Annotated in this window: 21 protein-coding genes; 8 read left to right on the top strand and 13 right to left on the bottom strand. The window is 69.2% G+C overall.

From position 1 onward, the window contains the following. Positions 1–543 (top strand): PP2C family protein-serine/threonine phosphatase (locus tag ABZ815_RS50450; protein WP_357710023.1); only part of this gene is annotated, 543 nt, incomplete at its 5' end. A 126-nt stretch (positions 544–669) separates the two neighbouring features. Here ABZ815_RS50450 and ABZ815_RS50445 read toward each other — a convergent pair. The 7 genes from ABZ815_RS50445 to ABZ815_RS50415 form a co-directional block, all read right to left on the bottom strand. Further along, positions 670–1,491, bottom strand: coding sequence for a class I SAM-dependent methyltransferase (locus ABZ815_RS50445; RefSeq protein ID WP_357710020.1), 822 nt, complete (start codon positions 1,489–1,491; stop codon positions 670–672). 4 nt (positions 1,492–1,495) lie between these two features. After that, positions 1,496–2,140 (bottom strand): TetR family transcriptional regulator, encoded by a 645-nt coding sequence (locus tag ABZ815_RS50440; RefSeq protein WP_357710017.1) that lies wholly within the window; start codon positions 2,138–2,140, stop codon positions 1,496–1,498. A 157-nt stretch (positions 2,141–2,297) separates the two neighbouring features. Next, positions 2,298–3,272: a LysR substrate-binding domain-containing protein gene (locus ABZ815_RS50435; protein WP_357710014.1), complete on the bottom strand. Its 975-nt coding sequence runs from the start codon at positions 3,270–3,272 to the stop codon at positions 2,298–2,300. A gap of 97 nt (positions 3,273–3,369) precedes the next feature. Next, a complete protein-coding gene (locus ABZ815_RS50430) occupies positions 3,370–3,567 on the bottom strand; it encodes a hypothetical protein (RefSeq protein WP_357710011.1) in 198 nt (65 codons plus the stop codon). Between the two features lie 129 nt (positions 3,568–3,696). Beyond that, positions 3,697–3,870: a CsbD family protein gene (locus ABZ815_RS50425; RefSeq protein WP_357710009.1), complete on the bottom strand. Its 174-nt coding sequence runs from the start codon at positions 3,868–3,870 to the stop codon at positions 3,697–3,699. Between the two features lie 132 nt (positions 3,871–4,002). Continuing rightward, complete coding sequence (locus tag ABZ815_RS50420; protein WP_357710006.1) at positions 4,003–4,971, bottom strand: fatty acid desaturase; 969 nt, start codon at positions 4,969–4,971, stop codon at positions 4,003–4,005. A gap of 40 nt (positions 4,972–5,011) precedes the next feature. Next, positions 5,012–5,323: a UBP-type zinc finger domain-containing protein gene (locus tag ABZ815_RS50415; RefSeq protein WP_357710003.1), complete on the bottom strand. Its 312-nt coding sequence runs from the start codon at positions 5,321–5,323 to the stop codon at positions 5,012–5,014. A gap of 339 nt (positions 5,324–5,662) precedes the next feature. Here ABZ815_RS50415 and ABZ815_RS50410 point away from each other — a divergent pair, with 339 nt between their 5' ends. Next, a complete protein-coding gene (locus tag ABZ815_RS50410; protein ID WP_357710000.1) occupies positions 5,663–5,956 on the top strand; it encodes a hypothetical protein in 294 nt (97 codons plus the stop codon). A 147-nt stretch (positions 5,957–6,103) separates the two neighbouring features. Here the strand turns inward: ABZ815_RS50410 and ABZ815_RS50405 are convergent, their stop codons facing one another. Next, positions 6,104–6,361, bottom strand: a complete 258-nt coding sequence (locus ABZ815_RS50405) for a hypothetical protein (protein WP_357709997.1) — start codon at positions 6,359–6,361, stop codon at positions 6,104–6,106. Positions 6,362–6,709: 348 nt separating this feature from the next. Here ABZ815_RS50405 and ABZ815_RS50400 point away from each other — a divergent pair, with 348 nt between their 5' ends. Both ABZ815_RS50400 and ABZ815_RS50395 read left to right on the top strand, forming a co-directional pair. Next, the gene (locus ABZ815_RS50400) at positions 6,710–7,075 is read left to right on the top strand and encodes an STAS domain-containing protein (RefSeq protein ID WP_357709994.1); all 366 of its coding nucleotides are present in this window, start codon (positions 6,710–6,712) and stop codon (positions 7,073–7,075) included. Between the two features lie 108 nt (positions 7,076–7,183). Then, the gene (locus ABZ815_RS50395) at positions 7,184–7,630 is read left to right on the top strand and encodes a hypothetical protein (RefSeq protein ID WP_357709991.1); all 447 of its coding nucleotides are present in this window, start codon (positions 7,184–7,186) and stop codon (positions 7,628–7,630) included. Positions 7,631–7,656: 26 nt separating this feature from the next. On the opposite strand, the gene ABZ815_RS50390 is transcribed toward ABZ815_RS50395, so the two are convergent. After that, the gene (locus ABZ815_RS50390) at positions 7,657–7,845 is read right to left on the bottom strand and encodes a hypothetical protein (protein ID WP_357709988.1); all 189 of its coding nucleotides are present in this window, start codon (positions 7,843–7,845) and stop codon (positions 7,657–7,659) included. Positions 7,846–7,901: 56 nt separating this feature from the next. Between ABZ815_RS50390 and ABZ815_RS50385 the strand changes: the two genes are divergently transcribed. Both ABZ815_RS50385 and ABZ815_RS50380 read left to right on the top strand, forming a co-directional pair. Beyond that, positions 7,902–8,720: a helix-turn-helix transcriptional regulator gene (locus tag ABZ815_RS50385; protein ID WP_357709986.1), complete on the top strand. Its 819-nt coding sequence runs from the start codon at positions 7,902–7,904 to the stop codon at positions 8,718–8,720. Beyond that, positions 8,711–8,923 carry a DUF397 domain-containing protein gene (locus ABZ815_RS50380; protein WP_357709983.1) on the top strand — a complete coding sequence of 71 codons (213 nt, stop codon included), beginning with the start codon at positions 8,711–8,713 and terminating at the stop codon, positions 8,921–8,923. Before ABZ815_RS50385 ends, ABZ815_RS50380 begins: the two co-directional genes overlap by 10 nt. A 253-nt stretch (positions 8,924–9,176) precedes the next feature. Here the strand turns inward: ABZ815_RS50380 and ABZ815_RS50375 are convergent, their stop codons facing one another. The 4 genes from ABZ815_RS50375 to ABZ815_RS50360 form a co-directional block, all read right to left on the bottom strand. Then, a complete protein-coding gene (locus ABZ815_RS50375) occupies positions 9,177–10,151 on the bottom strand; it encodes an alpha/beta hydrolase (protein ID WP_357709980.1) in 975 nt (324 codons plus the stop codon). An 89-nt stretch (positions 10,152–10,240) separates the two neighbouring features. Continuing rightward, positions 10,241–11,050, bottom strand: a complete 810-nt coding sequence (locus tag ABZ815_RS50370; protein ID WP_357709977.1) for an alpha/beta hydrolase — start codon at positions 11,048–11,050, stop codon at positions 10,241–10,243. Between the two features lie 61 nt (positions 11,051–11,111). Next, complete coding sequence (locus ABZ815_RS50365; RefSeq protein ID WP_357709974.1) at positions 11,112–11,792, bottom strand: alpha/beta hydrolase; 681 nt, start codon at positions 11,790–11,792, stop codon at positions 11,112–11,114. 145 nt (positions 11,793–11,937) lie between these two features. Beyond that, on the bottom strand, positions 11,938–14,205 hold the full coding sequence (locus ABZ815_RS50360) for a helix-turn-helix domain-containing protein (RefSeq protein WP_357709971.1): 2,268 nt from the start codon (positions 14,203–14,205) through the stop codon (positions 11,938–11,940). Positions 14,206–14,561: 356 nt separating this feature from the next. Between ABZ815_RS50360 and ABZ815_RS50355 the strand changes: the two genes are divergently transcribed. Further along, positions 14,562–15,845, top strand: a complete 1,284-nt coding sequence (locus ABZ815_RS50355) for a glycosyltransferase (RefSeq protein ID WP_357709969.1) — start codon at positions 14,562–14,564, stop codon at positions 15,843–15,845. 7 nt (positions 15,846–15,852) lie between these two features. Continuing rightward, positions 15,853–17,910: a glycosyltransferase family 39 protein gene (locus tag ABZ815_RS50350; RefSeq protein WP_357709966.1), complete on the top strand. Its 2,058-nt coding sequence runs from the start codon at positions 15,853–15,855 to the stop codon at positions 17,908–17,910. The last annotated feature ends 24 nt before the right edge of the window (positions 17,911–17,934 follow it).

Genomic DNA, 17,934 nt, shown 5'->3' with positions numbered 1-17,934 from the left:
CGCACCAGCCGCCGCCAAGGCAAGGACCTGCCCGCGACGAGCGAGGCGATCGACGCGGCGATCGACGAGCAGTTCATCGACCGCTTCGCCACAGGCGTCCTGGCCGATCTGGACCTGCGGACCGGTTGGCTGAGCTGGGTCAACCGAGGGCACCACCCACCCTTGGTGATCCGCAAAAGCCAGCAGGTCGCCACCCTGGACAGCGTGCCCGATCCGCCGATGGGCATCTGCCTGGGCCTGTCCACCGGATTGCTGCGCTACCAGTTGGAACCCGGGGACCGGCTGCTCTTCTACACCGACGGCGTCATCGAGGCCCAGAGCAAGGAGGGGCAACCCTTCGGGCTGGAGCGCTTCATCGACTTCATCGTCCGTCACGAGGCCGACGGCACGTCCGCCCCGGAAACACTCCGCCGGCTGATCCACAGCATCCTGCAGCACCAGCACGGCCGGCTCCAAGACGACGCCACCGTGCTGATGGTCGAGTGGCGCACCGGGCGGCAACAGCAACTCGTCCTGGGAAAGATCGCGGTGCCGGGACCGTAGGACGCAACAGCATGGGCACCGAGCCGGTCGACATCGGTGAGGCCGTCGGCGGCCTACCAGGGTCACATGCCTTGCCGCCCGAGCAAGCCATCTGGTCACCAGTCTGTCCGTGCCCGCCTGAAGCCTCTAGAAGCGATAGTGCTGGATGGCGGTGCCCTTGCGGGAGATGGAGGTGCTCCAGGCCGTCAGGAAGCTGGCCAGGCGGGTCGTCCACGGGTAGTCGGCGACCTCGGGCTCGCGGCCCAGCAGGATCTCGCGTACCAGCTTCAGGCGGGGTTCCAGGCGCTCGATGTCCTGCGGGGTGTCGAAGCCGGGAGACCTCAGGAAAGGGACGACGGACTGGGTGCCGGCATACTTCCTGGCCGCCCAGACATGGAACCTCGTGTAGCCGTTGAAGCAGATCTCCCCTGTGGGGAAGTGGCGGATGAGGCGGTCGAGGAGCGTGGCCAGTTCCTCTTTGGACAGGAACCCGATCAGGCCGTCGGCGACGATCACGGCGGGGCGGTCGGCGGGGATTTCGCTGATCCATCGGGGGTCGTTGAGGTCGGCGCCGATGGTGTGGAGGTGGGGGCGTTCGGGGAGCAGCAGCTGCCTGGCCTTGGCCACGCCGGGCAGGTCGACGTCGTACCAGTCGACGGTGGCGGGCGGGTCGACGCGGTAGACGCGGGTGTCAAGTCCGGCGCCCAGGTCGAGCCCGACAGCGTCGGGATTCTTGACGATGAACTGCCGCACGATGTTGTCCATGACCAGGGAGCGGTGCGCGATGCCCACGACGGGGCTGGCGGAGAGCTTGAACTGCCCGGCGTCGTAGTCGAGCTTCTTGACGATGTCGAATGCGGTCTTGTCGTGCAGGATCGAGTGTTTGGCCTGGTAGTCGAGCGCTTTGCCGGCCAGGGTCAGCCAGAGCGTGTTCTCCAGCGGCGTGAGGTCGGGGAGGGTGATGGCCATCGTGTCAGTCCCTTTTCTGTGGTGACTCGTCCAGCGCGGCCCGAGCTGCCTTCAGCGCGGTGTCGTCGGTGAACAACCCGTGGGTGTAGAGCTCCAGCGTGGGCAGCGCGAGGCGGCGCAGCACGTCGGGGCCGAACCGCTCGTGGCCCAGCGCCCGCGCCAGGGGTGGCGGCATGGTCAGCGTGGCCACGCTGTTGAGCACGGTCAGCACCGCCAGCGCCCGCACGTCCGAGGACGGTCGCATCGAGCCGTCGGCGATCCCGGCCCGCAGGACCTGCTCGGACTCCGCCACCAGCGTGTCGACGAACGTGCCCGCGGCAGGGGTGTCCTCCTCGATCGCGCGCAGCATGTACTGCACCTGGAGGCGGTATTCCTCCGGGTTGGACAGGTATTCGCGAAAAAGGTCCTGCATGCCGCTCGGGCCGGCGTTGTCGGCCCGCTGGACCAGGATGCGCAGGACGTGATCGTCACAGACGCTCCGGAGCTTCTCCTTGCTGCCGAAGTGGTGGATGACCAGGCCGGGGCTCACTCCTGCGGTGGCCGCGACGGCGCGCAGATTGGTCTTGCCGAAGCCGTCCCGGGCGAAGTGTGCGATGGCCGCGTTGCGGATCTTGGCCTGGGCGGTCAGATCCGACGATGCTGAACACATGTTTAGTAGACTAAACAGATGTTCAATGCCTGGCAAGTCGAGGGCAGGCCCGTGATCAAGGGCCTGTAGCGCTTCATAACTCGTCGAGTGGTGCTTGATCTGCGGCTTTGACCTCCAGCCACAACAACCATCGCCCGCACCAGTCCCGCCTGGCGCGTCAGACAGCCTCGTCGCTGCGGCTGCTGGTGGCTGCCGGCGCGTCTTCGCCGGACGGCGGTTCGGTGGCCGGGGCGACGGGTTCGAGCCAGTCGAGCTGTTCGGCCAGGTGGCGGGCGGTGTCAATGACGCCGACGATGTGTGGGGAGGGGTTGGCGTCGTGCCACAGCAGGGACCAGGGGTAGTACGTGGTGGGGTCGGTCAGGGGCCGCCAAGTGGTGCCGGGCCGGTTGGAGGAGCGGAAGGAGGAAGGGACGCAGTGCACGCAGCGGTGCTGGAGTACGAGGTCGGCGGCAGCCCGGGAGCTCTCGACGGTGCCGTCGTAGAGAGTGGGCTCGAACCCGGCCGAGCGGCACAGCGCGAGGACGAACTGGTTGAGCTCCGGCGTCTGCGATTCCTCGCCGAGCAGGAGCAGTTCGTCGGCGAGGGCGGCGACGGGTACACCGTCGAGGACGGCGAAGCGGTGGTCGTCGGGGACCAGCACGCCGAGGGGATCGAGCCTGATGAGTTTGGAGGTCATCTCGGCCGGGGTCTGGGAGGCGCGTCCGATGGCTATGTCGAGGCGGCCGTCGGCCAATTGCCGGTACTGCTCGGGGGTGCCTGCTTCGATCTGGTGGATCGTGATGCCGGGATGGTTGTCCTGGAGTTCGTGCAGGATCTGCGGCATGGTGTCGTAGCCGGCGTCGATGATGCCGACGCGTAGCGTGGGCGCGGACGCGGCGGCGTTGCGTGCGGCATGCCCGGCCCGGCTGACGTGATGGAGGATCTGGCGCGCCTCGACGAGGAAGGCGGCCCCGGCGGGGGTCAGGTCGACGTGGTGGGTGCTGCGGTCCAGGAGCCGCACACCGAGCTCGCGTTCCAGCCGCTGGATCTGTTGGCTCAGCGCCGACTGCACGATGTGCTCGCGGGCGGCGGCGCGGCCGAAGTGCAGCTCTTCGGCCAGCGTCACGAAATAGCGCAACTGCCGTAACTCCATGCCCGACACCCTTCCTCTCCCAGGCGGTGCCGATGCGGCCAGCGTCTCCCACTGTAGGTCCTCGTGGGTGTGTCAACTTCTGAAGGTGGGCCTGGCCTCACTTGCTGGGCTGAGGCGTCCGGCAGTCGATCTTCGGGTTCATGCCGAGGTAGTTGAGGGGGCCGGCCAGGATCGTCACCGCGATGGTGGCCACCTGGTCGCAGTTCTCCACCGGTGCCGTGTAGTACTTGCGCCGGCCTGCGGCGACGGCACCGACGATCAGCCACAGGATCAGCACCAATGATGCGACGCGCATCGGTTCTGCCTCCATCTTCGTCCTTGCGAGGCCGGCGGGGACGACGGGACCATTGTCGGCTTCGCCCGCGTCCGGACGGGATCCCGATCCGAGATCTGGGACCCGCCGGGCGGTTCGTCGAAGTGGGGATCAGCGTTTGACGGCGTCCCTGGCCTTTCTACCGGCCTGCTTCAGATTGCCGGCGACCCGGTCGCTCTTGCCCGCAACCTGCTGGCGCCGGTTGCCGGTGACACGGCCGAAGCGTTGCCTGGCCCAGCCCTTGAGTACCTGAACCTTGTTGCTGATTTCCCAGAGCAGACTCATCGCGATCTTCCTTCCCTGCTCCGCCGCGGTCAGGCGGCTTGGAGCCCCAGTGTCTGCTCTGGCTTGGAAGGGGGAAACGAGCAACGGCCGTGCCGGTCATCACAGGAACTGATGAGCGGTGGGGTATCGGGGTCACTCTCCGGCCGGTGAGAGCGCGCCGGTACGGTGGCGCCGGACGCGTTCGGGATCGGGCCAGCGTACGTCGCTCGCCCAGCCGAGCCGCTCGAACAGGTGGATCACCCCGCTGGACGGGTCGATCTGGCCCCGGTCGAGACCGTGGCGGGCACAGGTCGGCTCGCTGTGGTGGCCGTTGTGCCAGCTCTCGCCGAACGACAGCAGGGCCAGCGGCCACAGGTTCGTCGCCCGGTCGTGGTCGCGGGTCTTGAAGGGCCGGCTGCCGATGAGGTGGCACAGGGAGTTGACGCTCCAGGTGACGTGCTGGAGCAGCGCGATGCGGATCAGGCCGGCCCACAGGAAGGCGGTCAGGCCGCCGTACAGGGTGCCGGCGATCGCCCAGCCGGCTGCGAACGGCAGCGCCAGCGACAGCGCGCACAGCGCGGGGAAGGCGCGGGCCACGCGGGTCATGGCCGGATCGGCCAGCAGGTCAGGGGCGTAGCGTTCGGCGGACGTCTGGTCGTCGGTGAACAGCCAGCCGAGGTGGGCGTGGGCAAGCCCCCGAAGCTGCCCGCGCAGGCTGGTTCCGTACCGGTAGGGCGAGTGCGGATCGCCCGGCCGGTCGGTGAAGGCGTGATGGCGGCGGTGCACCGCCACCCAGTCGATCACGTTGCCCTGGAAGCCCATCGACCCGGCGACCGCCAGCACCACGCGCAACCATGGCCGGGCGGTGAAGGAGCCGTGGGTGAGCAGCCGGTGGAAGCCGACCGTCACTCCCAGCCCGGTCACCACGTAGAAGGCGGCGGCCAGGAGCAGGTCGGTGGGCGCGACCCCGTGCCCCCACGCCAGATAGATCACCGCACCGAGCGCGGCGAACGGCGCGATCACGATCGCCCCGGTCAGCGCGGTCTGCGGCCGCCCGGCCGGCACGTGCTCGCCGGCCCCGGGGAAGGGTGAGGTTCCGTCGTAGTCCCGACGGCGTCGCACCGGTCGTTCAGAAACAGCCATGAAGCAGCCTTCTTCTCGTCTATACGGTCCGCCGGTGCACGTAGCACCAGCGCCAGGTCGACCTCGGCCCCAGGGCGGCGGCCACCGGGTGGTCGGTCTCCTGGTAGTGGGCCTTGGCGTGGCCGCCCTGGGAATCGTCGGAACAGGCGACCCAGCCGCAGGTCAGGCACGCCAGCAGGCGCGTCCAGTGCTGGCCGAGAGCCAGGCATTCCTTGCATTCGGGGGGTCCGTACCGCACTTGGGGGAGTTGGTCGATGTGATTGCAGCGCGGGGTCTGACCGTTCAGGCCCGCGCGGTTGGTCGCGTCCGTTCCTTGTGCGTCCAGGGTCATGACGACCCCCTCACGGTGACAGCGACGCAAGGTGCGCCGGCTGGTCACTTGCCAGTCAACGTGCTCAGCCGGGCCGGCGGAAAGACGCGATCCCAGTCAGCCTCATCAGTTGCGGCGATGGCGGGGCCTGCGGGCGATTTGACGAGAGGCCACCGGATCATGCGGACCGCGACGTCGAGAGGCCGCTGGACCGCGAAATCGGCCGGATTTTTCACCTGGCGCGGGCCTCCCGTCACTTATGCCGAGAGCGGATTTCGCTCATTTGTGCGAAATTTCCTTGCTATTTATTTCGGAAGGGTATTGACTGGGGAATGCAAGCAAGAAAAAGGGGAGGCTCTTATGAGCTTCGTACAGATTCTGGAATTCAACACCAAACGCGCTGCGGAAGTCGAGTCGCTCATGAACGAGTGGCGGACGCAGACCGAGGGAAAGCGCCATGTGCAGCGCGAGGTCGTGGCGAAGCACCGCGATCGCCCCGACCACTACGTGGCCCTCGTCGAATTCTCCTCCTACGAGGAGGCCCAGCGTAACAGCAGGCTGCCGGAAACCGACCGGTTCAACGCGCACATGGTCAAACTGTGTGAAGGCCCGATCAAGTTCTCCGACTACGACGTGATTCGCGACAAGAGCTGATCGCCGGCTGAACATCGCGAAAGCTCAACCTGTGCTGTGGCGTGCGAGAACATTCTCGCGTCATGGCACGGGGCATTTTTTTGTGTCGGTTCATCGTCGCGCGAGACGTGAAGGGGCCGGCGCCGGCCGACCGGAACTGCCCGACCGCTACGAATTCCTCCTGGCGAGCGCCTGCTCGGCCGCGGTGCTCAGCAACCGGGCGGCGGCGGCCACCTCGGCGAGCCGGCCAGGCCCCATCGCGTCCAGGCAGACGGCCAGCCGCTGCCGGTCGCCACGGCAGGCCATGTTCGTCGCACGCTGAACGGCGAGGGCGCGCGAAGCCGTGCCGAGCGCCGTCAAGACGTCGGCCAGGGCCTGATCCACGCCGTCGTTCGGACCCGGCGGCTGCGCAGGTTGAGCGGTCAACGCCATTCACCATGCCGTCCTTGAGCTCCGAGCGCGATCCGATGCCGCCGGCCGGTCTGCTCCATCTGCCGGCCGAGGACAGCGGGAGAGCACCCCAGTGGTCCCCATGACACGCCACGAGCGATGCGGCCGTCAAACCATTCGGGTCACCACGCCGGCGCCGGCCCCGGTGATCACGGCTGATGATAAGCGTGGGGCAGGTTGCCGCTTTCCGCCTGGCCGAGCTCACGGGATGATCAATACATCGCGCCGGACTGCTCCACTCACGCTGGCTCCCACACCACGTGTTCATGGCCGCCGCACACTCGCGGCCACCTCATTCCGTACTCCCCGCCCGTAGGAGTCAGCATGGACACCGCGGACACAGCCGGCATTCGCACGCCTGACACGGCCGCCGATCCGCCCTTGCGCATCACGCCGCTCGTCGATCCCCCGGGCCTGCGGATCGAAGGCGAGCTCGACTACGCCACCCTGCCTGCCCTGACCAGGGCACTGGTCTCGATGGCGAGCGGTGGCAGCCTCTGCGTCGATCTGAGCGGCCTGGCGTTCTGCGACGTCGGTGGGCTGCGCGCGTTGGTCTCCGCCGCCGCCGGTATGCGCGACGGCCAGGTTCTGACCTTATGCTCGCCCTCTCCGCAGGTGCGACGCCTGCTCCAGCTCACCGGCTGGTACCCGAAGGCCGGTCTTCGCCTGCAGGATCGGAGCGCCTCATGACGACCCTCGATCCCCGCGCTGGGGCAGGTCTGTGGCCCATCCCCGCCACCTGTCCGGTGCCAGAAACTGGCAATGAGGGTCTGACCTGGTCTTCTAGGCTCGTCTCTTGTGTTGTTTCGGCTTCTGTATCTGCTGGTGATCAGGGTGTTCGGCTGGCTGGTGCTGCTCACTCGGGGCAGCGCCTCCGAAGAGGTGGAGATCTTGGTGTTACGGCATGAGGTCGCGGTGCTGCGTCGCCAGGTCGTCCAGCCCAGGCCGGACTGGGCCGATCGGGCGCTGTTGGCCAAGCTGGCCAGGCTGTTACCCGGTCGCCTTCGGCTGCATCGCATCGTGACGCCCGGCATGCTGCTGGCCTGGCACCGCAGGCTGGTGAAGAAGAAGTGGACCTACCCTGCCAAACACGGCCGGCCGCCTCTCTCTGAGGAGATTCGCGATCTGATCGTCCGGTTGGCGCGGGAGAATCCACGATGGGGCATCGGCGCATTCGGGGCGAGCTACTTGGCCTTGGGGTGCGGGTGGGGGAAGGGACGGTCCGCCGGGTTCTGGCGGCGGTGACGCTTGGGCCCGCGCCGCGTCGGGCTTCACTGAGCTGGCGCCAGTTCCTGACTGCTCAGGCCTCCGGCATCCTGGCGTGCGACTTTCTCCACGTCGATACGGTGTTCCTCAAGCGCCTGTACGTGTTGTTCGTTATGGAGATCGAAACGCGGCGCGTGCACATTCTCGGCGTCACGGCTCATCCGACCGGTGCCTGGACAGCGCAGCAGGCGCACAATCTGCTGATGGACGATGCGCGGCTGATGTGGGACCCATCATGCGGAGGTGGAACATGCCCGCACCACGCCAACTCGACCCGAACGAGAGCAGGACAGCGGCATTCGGCGCTGAGCTGCGGCGCATGCGCGAGGAGGCGCGGCTCACGCAGGTCGAACTCGGCCGCCGCGCCGGGTACTCATCCAGCCAGATCGGCGCGGTCGAGGTCGGCAAACGCCCGCCCACCGAACAATTCCTCACCGAGGTCGAGAAGGCACTCGGGCCCGGCCTGCGCGACCTGTGGGCCTCGCTGTCGCACCACCGCGACACCGCCCCCATCTGGTTCGCCCCCTGGCTACAGGAAGAGGAGCAAGCCCACTCCCTGCGCACCTGGCAGCCGCTGGTGGTTCCCGGGCTGCTGCAAACGGCCGACTACGCCCGCGCCCTGCTGGAGAGCGAGAACGGCTACGACGCCGAACGCATCGACGAGCTCGTGACTACTCGCATGGCCAGACAGAAGATCCTCACGCGCACCAATCCGCCTCGCTACCTGGTGGTGCTGGACGAGGGAGTGCTCAGCCGGCCCATCGGCGGGCCTGACGTCATGCGCGAGCAGTTGCAGCGGCTACTGGAGGCCACGCGCGTCCCGCACATCACCGTGCAGATCTGTCCGCTGGGTGCCAACCCCGGCTTGAGCGGAGGTATGGTCATCGCGAAGGCTCCCAATGGCACCCGTCGCACGGTGTATCTGGAGACCGCCGCGGAACCGCTCGTCACGAGCCAGGCCGAGGTGGTCGAGGTGGTTACCATGAAATTGGACGCCATCCGGGCGGATGCTCTCCCCCAGAGGGCGTCGGTCGAGTTCATCAGGAAGATGGTGGAGAAATGGACCTGACGGCCGAGCTGGAGACGGCGGCCTGGCGAAAGGCGACACGCTCGACCGGCAACGGCGGAGATTGCATCGAAGTCGCACCACTGCCCGGCGGCCGGGTCGGCATCCGTGACACCGAAGCGCCTGACCAGCCCCCCTTTGTTGTTCGACCCGAAGTATGGGCTGCCTTCATCGACGGTGCCAAGAACGGTGAATTCGATTTCTAGCAGGCGTAGGGGCTTCGGCACTGGCAGAAGCCCCTACGATCGTCGGCATGACGGGGACGATACGTCAGCGAGCTGCGTGAACAGGTCAAGCGTAATCGGCACTTCGAGTTCGTGACCATGCCCGAGAGCTGGGCGTTCGGGGCGCGGAACAAGCTGAGATCGTCGCAGATGACGGTGATGGTCATCGCCGATGGAAGTTGGAGGGCCAACGCAAGCACGGGATAAAGCCCGTCTGACAGTGCCTTTTCCGAAATCAGAAGCCTAGGCCACCACCGCGGTGGTCGGGGCCATCGGTGAGGTGTACGTCGACGGTAGGCGGAAGGGCCAGGACAGCGCGAGGACTTGGGGGTGTGTCGCGGTCGCCTGCGGCGGTTCGCAGGACGAACTCGGTCACCGTGCGGGCGAAGATGTCGGGTTCTTCGAGGTGGCCCAGGTGTCCGCTGGCTTCCAGGAGGAGGAGGCGGGAGCCGGGGATGCCTTCGTGCAGCATCCGGCCCCAGCGCGGGCCGCAGATGAAGTCGTGCGCGCCGGAGACGACCAGCGTCGGCGTGCTGATCTCGGGAAGCCGGTGGCGTACGTCGAAGGGCGGTTCGGCGGAACGTAGGGGATCGATCCAGGCCCGGATGGTGGCGCGCAGAGGGGCCAGTTCCCGCTCGTGGGCCCAGTAGTCGGCGAAGTAGGCGGGCAGGACCGCTCGCAGGCCCGCGGTGGCCGAGGCGTTGTCGGTGGCGGCCAGCGTCTGCTGGAAGGCCTGCGGGATGGTGGCCGCTTCGGGGTGGCGCTGCGGGAGCCGATTGAGGTTGGCGAGCGCCTGCTCCCAGAACTCCTGCCCGGTGACGGGCGAGGTGTCGTACAGGATCAGCCCTGTGAGGTGGGCGGGGTGGGTCAGCGCGTAGGTCTGGGCCACGAAGCCGCCGTGGGAGTGGCCGATCAGGAACGCCTCCTGAGCGCCCAGGTGCTCCACGAGGGCACTCAGGAAGGCGGTGTAGGTGGTGATGCGGTAGTCGTTCGGGGTGGCCAGGTGCCCGGAGCCGCCGGTCCCGGCCGGCTCCAGGTAGACCAGCGTCAGGTGTTCTTCCACTTCGGGCATCCGCAGGTACTCCCAGCCGAGCCCTGGCCCGCCGGGGTGCACGATGCAGAGCGGGCCGGAGCCGGCGACGTGGTAGCGGTGCGGGATGCCGAGCAGGGCCACGGTGTGGGTGCCGGGCCGCAGCGGCGCGCGGGACATGGTGTGTCGTCTCCTTGCCGGGAAGAGGGGGGAGCGGCCGAGCCGGGTCGACGGCTCTTCCGCCCGCCGGGCCGCAGGTGTGTCGCGGGTCAGTCGACCGAACGCGCGGCGTCCTCGATGATGCGGGTCACCAGGCGGGGCTGGCTCATCATCGGCACGTGCGAGGCGGGCGTCTCGTAGATCTTCGACTTGGCGCGCTTGTACATGTAGCGCTCCAGCGCGGGCGGGATGGCCTTGTCGTCCTTGGCGACCAGGCCCCAGGAGGGGATGGTCTTCCAGGCGGCGCCGGTGGTGGTGTCGGTGAAGGAGGAGGCGGCGAACGGCCGCTGGGTGGCCTGCATGAGCCGCGTGGTGGAGGCGGGCAGGTCGGCGGCGAACGCGGCACGGAACTTGTCGGGCCGCAGGTACAGGTCGACGCCGCCCGGGTACGGCACCTCCTTCACGGAGGCAGGGATCTCGGTGCCCGGATACTTGTTGATCAGGACGCCGAGCTGCTCGCCCTCGTCGGGGACGAACGCGGCGATGTAGACGAGCGCCTTGACGTTGTCGGCGCCGACGGCGGCGTTGGTGATGACGGCTCCACCGTAGGAATGGCCGACCAGGACGATCGGGCCCTCGATCGACTTCAGGACGCTGGCGATGTACGGCGCGTCGACCGGCAGGCCGCGCAGCGGGTTGGCGGGGGCGACCGTCTTGTAGCCCTCGGCCTGCAGCCGCTCGATCACGGCGTTCCAGCCGGAGGCGTCGGCGAACCCGCCGTGGACCAGGACGATCGTGGGCTTGGCCGTGGCGGAGGAGCCGGCCGTAGCGGCGGCGGAGGGAACGGCGAGCAGCGCGGCCGCCAAGCCGGTCGCGGCCGAGGTCAGCATCAGGCGGCGCGGCAAAGTGATCTTCATCATGTTCTCCGGGAAGAGGGGGTACGCCGCCCGGCCCGCGCGACGGGCCGGGCGTAGGGGAAGGTCAGGCGGCGGCCTGGCGGATGAGGTCGGCGACCGCGGCCGCCTGGGAGACGTAGACGGCGTGACTGCCGATCACCTCGACGGTGGTGGCTCCGGCGCGCTCAGCCATCGCGCGCTGGGCGGGCGGCGGGATCATGCGGTCCTCGGTGGCGACCAGGTACCAGGTGGGCTTGTGCCGCCAGGCCGGCTCGGTGACCGCGCCGCCGAGCGCGTCCACGCCCCACGGCACCTGGGCGTCGGCCATAAATGCCGCCGCTGCCGCGGGCAGGTCGGCGGCGAAGGAGTGGTGGAACTTGTCCCGGTCGAGGAACAGGAACCCCTCGACCGGCGGCAGGATCGGCGGGACCGGCGCGCCGGGCGGCGGGTCGGCGATGAGCGTGTTGACCGACTCTCCCTTGTCCGGGGCGAAGGCGGCGATGTAGGCCAGCGCGCCGACGTTGGGGTGGTTGCCGGCCTCGCTGATGACGACGCCTCCGTAGGAGTGGCCGACCAGGACGGCCGGACCGTCGAGGCTGTCGAGCATCTGGTGGGTCGCGGCGACGTCACCGGCGAGCGAGAGCGTCGGGTTCTGCACGATCCGGACGGTGAAGCCGTCCCTGGACAGCTCGTCGTAGACGCCCTGCCAGCCGGATCCGTCCACGAAACCACCGTGCACGAGCACGATGTTCCTGATGGTCGTCATGGTCACTCCTGACCTGAGTGAACAGGCCCGCTGCCTGTCCGACGCCCCTCATTCAAATCGCGCACAAGATCACGAACCATGCAGAACAGCAGGCAGAAGTACGGCAGAACCGGGAGCGTTCCGTACCGGCCGTCGTCAGGTCAGGTCAGGCCCGGTCGCGGCAGCGGTCCGCCGTCTCCACTTCGCCGATCGACGTGAACACCTCGGCTGCCCGCGCGTATGCCTCGCGGCTTTCCTGTCCGCGGCCTTGCTCGCCCAGGACCTCCGCCAGCGTCTCCAGGACACGAGCTTGTGAGCTGAAGGCATGGAAGGTCTCCAACTCGGCGGCGGCCTCGCTCAGCGTGGTGATCGCCTCAGCCGGACGGCCGAGCAGGCTCAGGCAGTGGCCGATCCTGGCCAGCGTGTGCGGCCGGGTGTAGGAGGCGATCTCCGGCGTCATGCCCGAGTGATCATCGTCCAGCAAGGACATCACCTGCCGGAACTGCGCCAGCGCCGCCTCGTGGCGTCCATCGGCGGCGAGGATGTCGCCCACCGCGTTCAGACTCTGGGCGTAGGCGTCGATGTCGGCGTCGGCGAGGAACATCTGCGCCGCCTGTGCCAATGCCTGGGCGGCCTCCTCGAGCCGGCCGAGATGACGCAGCGCCGTCCCGGTGTATTGCTGAGCCCAGGCGATCTGCGCCCGTGACCCGCTGCGGGTGGCCAGCTCCAGCGCCTGGGCAGCCATACCCAGCACCGCCTGCAGATCGGCGGGCGGCACCAGGTGCACCCAGGCGAGGTAGTTGAGCTGGGTGGCGTGCTGAGTCGCATCGCCCAGGGCCTCGGCCGCCCGCGCGCCGAGCGTGAACACCTCTTGCCAGTGCGGCCAGTACATCCATCGGTCGGAGAACCAGTGCATCGATTCCCCGCAGTCCAGCACGAGCGCATGCAGCCCAGCGCCGGCGGCCAGCCGTAAGGCGCCCAGCCAGTTGTCGGCATCCGCGCGCAGCCAGTGCTCGGCTTCCCGCAAGGAGCCGGGAGCCGCCAGGTCGGGGTCAGCCTGGGCGTGGCCGCCGGCGTGGGCGGGCTCGAACCACCGGCCCGCGGTGATGGCCATCCGCAGCAACCAGGACGTCATCGCCTGGACGCTGCTGTCGCGGTCGGCGGCGTCCTCTTCGTCGTGCAGCCGCTCACGGGCGAACAGCCGCACCAGATCGTGGAAGCAGTAGCGGCCTGAGACGTCATCGTGCAGCAGGCCGAGGTCGACGAGCTCATCGAGTGCATCCCATGCGTCGGTGACCGAGATTCCGGCGCACACCGCGGCCAGAGCCGCGTCGAAGTCGCGGCCGGGCACCAGGGCCAGACGCCGAAAGACGAGTCGCGCGGGTGCGGGGAGTTGCTCGTACGACATCCCGAACGCGTTGGCCACCTCCAGGTCGCCTGCGCGCAGCTGGCCCAGGCGGCGTTCCTCGTCGGCCAGCCGGGCGGCGAGCTCGTCTGCGCTCCAGGCGGGCCTGCTGACCAGCCGGTTGCCGACGATCCGCAAGGCGAGGGGCAGACCGCCGCACAACTGTGCGAGCTCGGCGATCGCGTCCTGGCCGTCGGCGGAACCGCGCTTGGCCAAGATTCCGGTCAGCAGCTCCGCCGCCTCCTCCTGCGGCAACGGCCCCAGGCTCAGGCGCTGAACCCCCTCCAGCCCGGCCAGGAGGCGTCGGCTGGTCACCAGCGCTCTGCTCGGCCCGCCGCCCGGCAGGAGCAGGCGGACCTGCTCCTCGGATCTGGCATTGTCGAGCACGACCAGCACCCGCCGCTCGCGCAGCAGCGAACGGTACAGCGAAGCGCGTTCCGCGCCCTGGCCGGGTATCTGCCGTTCGGACGTGCCGAGCGCGCGCAGCATCTGGGCGAGAGCGTCGTCGGCGGCAAGCGGCTGGGCGGACATGCCGTACAGGTCGACGAAGAACACCCCGCCCGGGAAGGCCGCGCGCAGGACGTGGGCGGCGCGTACGGCGAAGGTCGTCTTGCCCAGTCCTGCCGCGCCGGTGACGAGCGCGACCCCGGCCGAGCCCGGCGCCTCATCGGCATGCACGAAGTCATCCAGCCAGGCCAGCTCGGCGGCGCGGCCGGTGAAGTCGTCCACCGAGCGTGGCAGCTCGCTCAGGCCGGTCGGGCGGGCCCAGCGATCGCGCAGCCGGCCTTCACGGGCCAGGCCGAAGAACTGCTCACGCTCCTCCTGCCCCAGTGACAGCGCGTCGGCCAGAGCGGTCACGGTCCGGTGCTGCGGTCCGGTGCTGCGGCCGCGTTCCATGTCCGACAGCGTGCGGACACTGACTCCGGAGGCTTCGGCGAGCTGCTCCAGGGTCAGCCGTGCCGCATGCCGATGCAGGCGCAGTAACTCAGCGAAGCTCGATGGGGTGCTGATGGCTCGCTCCTTCGTCATGACCCTCATGGCGAGCTTACGGATCAAGGCCACCGGACCCAAGAGGATGAAGACACACGCTCGTCCCGATCGATCCGTCGCCTCGAACCCGTCGACCGGCAGCCTTCACCCAGCATGACGATCGCCCTTACGGGCGGCGAAGAACGCGAGCGGCATCCGGCCCTGCGAGGTCGCGACCCCATACGGAGTTGACGTCACCGCGGCGGTATGGAATCCGGTTTGTCGCCGCGCCGCTGATTCGCCGGAGAATCTGCGGCGAACGAGCACGACCGCCGGTCGGCTCTCACATGACTCACACAGTTGCGTGCGATGACTGATCGTATGACCGACTTGCGATCGGGCGAATCGTGGTGTGCATGACCGACGAGGCCATGACCGATGATGCCCCGGCTGCCCGCGGTGACAATCCCACGCCTCCCGGGCTGACCACGACGGTGGAGATCGTGCTGCCCGTCCACAACGAGGAGCGGGCTCTGCCCGGTTGCGTCGATGTCCTCCACGACCATCTGAAGCGGCATTTCCCGTTCAGATGGGTGATCACCGTGGTGGACAACGCGAGCACCGATCGCACCCCTGCCGTGGCCGCCGAACTGGCCGAGCGGTACGGCGGTGAGGTGCGGGTGCTGCGGCTGGAGCGCAAGGGGCGGGGACTGGCGCTGCGGACGGCGTGGACGCGCAGCCAGGCCGATGTCGTGGCGTACATGGACGTCGATCTGTCCACCGGGCTGGACGCGCTGCTGCCGTTGACGGCGTCGTTGGTCAACGGGCACTCCGACGTGGCGATCGGCTCCCGGCTGGCACGCGGGGCACGCACGTTGCGCGGGCCGCGCCGAGAGATCATCTCGCGGGCGTACAACGCGTTGATCCGGTGGACGCACGGAGTGGGATTCTCCGACGCGCAGTGCGGGTTCAAGGCCGCCCGCACGGCGGTGATCCGTCCGCTGCTGGAGAAGGTCGAGGACGACGGCTGGTTCTTCGACACCGAACTGCTGCTGCTCGCCGAGCACAACGGGCTGCGGGTGCAGGAGATCCCGGTGGACTGGGTCGAGGACGTCGACAGCAGGGTGCAGGTGCTCGCCACCGCCGTCGAGGACGTCAAGGGGCTGATCCGGGTGGCCAGGGCCAAGGCGTCGGGTGCGGCGCGCGTACCGGATCTGCCACGGCGGCCCCGGCCGCGGGCGGCTCACCCGGACGCCGTCCTGGCCACCGGGAGCGGTGGCGGGCTGTTGTGGCAGGTGGTTTCCTTCGGCGCCATTGGGGTGCTGTCGACGCTGGCGCATCTGGGCCTGTACGCGCTGCTGCGGGGGTGGCTGCCCGTGCTGCCGGCGAACCTGCTGGCCTTGACGCTGACGACCGTGCTCAACACCGAGGCCAACCGCCGCTTCACCTTCACCGCCTCCCGCGAGTCCGTCGCCCGCGGCTCCGCCACGCGCTCGCACCTGCTCGGGCTGGTGGTCTTCGGCCTGTACTACGCGCTGACCTCCGGCGCGCTGCTGGGCCTGCACGCCATCGTCGCGGACCCGCCGCGCGCCCTGGAGCTGACGGTGCTGGTCGGCGCCTGCGTGCTCGGCACGGCCGGGCGGTTCCTACTGTTGCGCGGTTGGGTCTTCCGCCGGGCTGCCACCACTTCAGAGAGCTGACCATCCGATGACCGCCATCTTCGGGCGCGCCGCCACCCGCCGGTACGCACTTGCCGTGATCTGCCTGCTGGCCGCCCTGCTCTACGGCTGGTCCTTCTGGACCTGGGGTTGGGGCAACACGTATTACAGCGCCGCGGTCAAGTCCATGTCGGTGAGCGTCACCACGTTCCTGTTCGGCTCCTTCGACCCGGCCGGCGTCATCACCGTCGACAAGCCGCCGATGGCGCTGTGGCCGCAGGTCGTCTCGGCCTGGATCTTCGGCTATCACGGTTGGGCGTTGCTGCTACCTCAGATCGTCGAGGGGGTGGCGGCGGTCTTCCTGCTGCATCGTGCGGTACGCCGGTGGGCCGGTGAGGGCGCCGGCCTGATCGCCGCCCTCGTGCTCGCCCTGACCCCGGTCACCGTCGCGATCAACCGCGACAACAACCCGGACACGCTGCTGGTACTGCTGCTGGTGGCCGCCGCCTACGCACTGACCCGCGCGTTGCAGGCCGGCATCGCACCGCGCCGGGCCACAGGATGGCTGATGTCGGCCGCCTTCCTCATCGGATGCGCCTTCACCACCAAGATGCTGGCCGCGTGGGTGTGCCTGCCCGCCTTCGCGCTGGCGTACCTGTTCGGCACGAGCGCGCCCTGGCGGCGGCGGATCGGTGACCTCGCCGCGGCGGGCGGGGTGCTGCTGGTCAGCTCCCTGTGGTGGGTGGCGCTGGTGGATCTGTGGCCGGGCGACAGGCCGTACATCGGAGGGAGCAGCGACGGCACCGCGCTGGATCTGGTGCTCGGGTACAACGGCCTCGGCCGGATCTTCGGCGGCGGCTTCGGTGGCGGCGGGCCGGGCGGCATGCCCGAGCCGCCGCCGGGCGGGTTCCCGCTCCCCGGCTCGGCCGGCGGGCCGCCCCAGCCGTACGGCGGCGAGTTCCCCATGCCGCGCGGCGGTGGGTTCGGCGGTGAGGCCGGCCCTCTGCGTATGTTCAATGAGGTCGTAGGCGGGCAGATCAGCTGGCTGCTGCCGCTCGCGCTGCTGATCGTGGTGGCCGCCGCCGTGTTCGCCACGTCGGCCAGGCGCCGGAGGGTTGCCATCGTGCCGGCCGTGCGCGGCGGGTGGTTGCTGTGGGGCGGCTGGCTGGTGGGCAACGCAGTCGTCTTCAGCTTCGCCTCCGGCATCTTCCACTCCTACTACACCACGATGCTGGCGCCCGCCATCGGCGCGCTGGTCGGCGCGGGAACGGTGGAGCTGTCCCGCCACCGCCGAGGCCGCGTGGCCGCTGCCGGGGCGGTGGCGGTCAGCGCGGCCTGGGCCTGGGCGCTGATCTCGCGCGATGCGTCGTGGCACGGCTGGCTGCGCTACGCGGTGCTCGCCGCCGCCGTGGTGGCGGTCGCTGTCCTCCTGACCGGGCCTCGCGCGGCCCGTACGGGGCCGGTCGTGGCGGTGGCCGTGCTCGTCCCCGCGTTACTGGCGCCGGGGACGTGGTCGCTCGCCTACGCCTTCGGGCCGCCGGACCTCAACGGCGTCAACCCCGCCGCGGGCCCGTCGAACGGGTTCGGCGGCCCGATGCTCGTCGTGGGCGGACGGGGCGGCTCCGGCGGCGGGCCGCCTGGTCTGCCCGGCCTGCCAGGCCCGCGGCCCGGAGCGGGCGGCCCGATGGGCGGAGGTGCCACGCTCACCGCCGAGCAGCGCGGAATCCTCGACTACGCGGTCGCCCACTCCGGCGGGGCTCGCATCAAGCTCGCGGTCAACGCTCCCGCCATGGGCGTCGCCGCATACATCATGAGCAGCGATGAGACGGTGATCGGCATGGGCGGTTTCATGGGGGCCGATCCCGCGCCGAGCGTCGCGCAGCTCGATCGCTGGGTCAAGGCGGGTCAGTTGCGTTACGTCCTGAGCGGCTCCGTCCCGCAGCCGATGACGGGAGGCGGGGGAGGGGCGGCCCGGGCGCGTACCGCCTGGATCAGTGGCACGTGCACGGCGGTGCCCGCCGCCGAGTACGGCGGCACCACGCCGACCGACGCTCCGGCCCGGTCACCGTTCGGCGGCGCCCAGACGTTGTACCGATGTGGCACATGAGCTCACACGTTTTTCTCACCATGT

Source organism: Nonomuraea sp. NPDC047529 (genome assembly GCF_040642995.1).
Classification (GTDB): Bacteria; Actinomycetota; Actinomycetes; order Streptosporangiales; family Streptosporangiaceae; genus Nonomuraea.
Note: the sequence above shows the minus strand (reverse complement) of the source record. Positions and strands in the feature narration are given on the sequence as shown.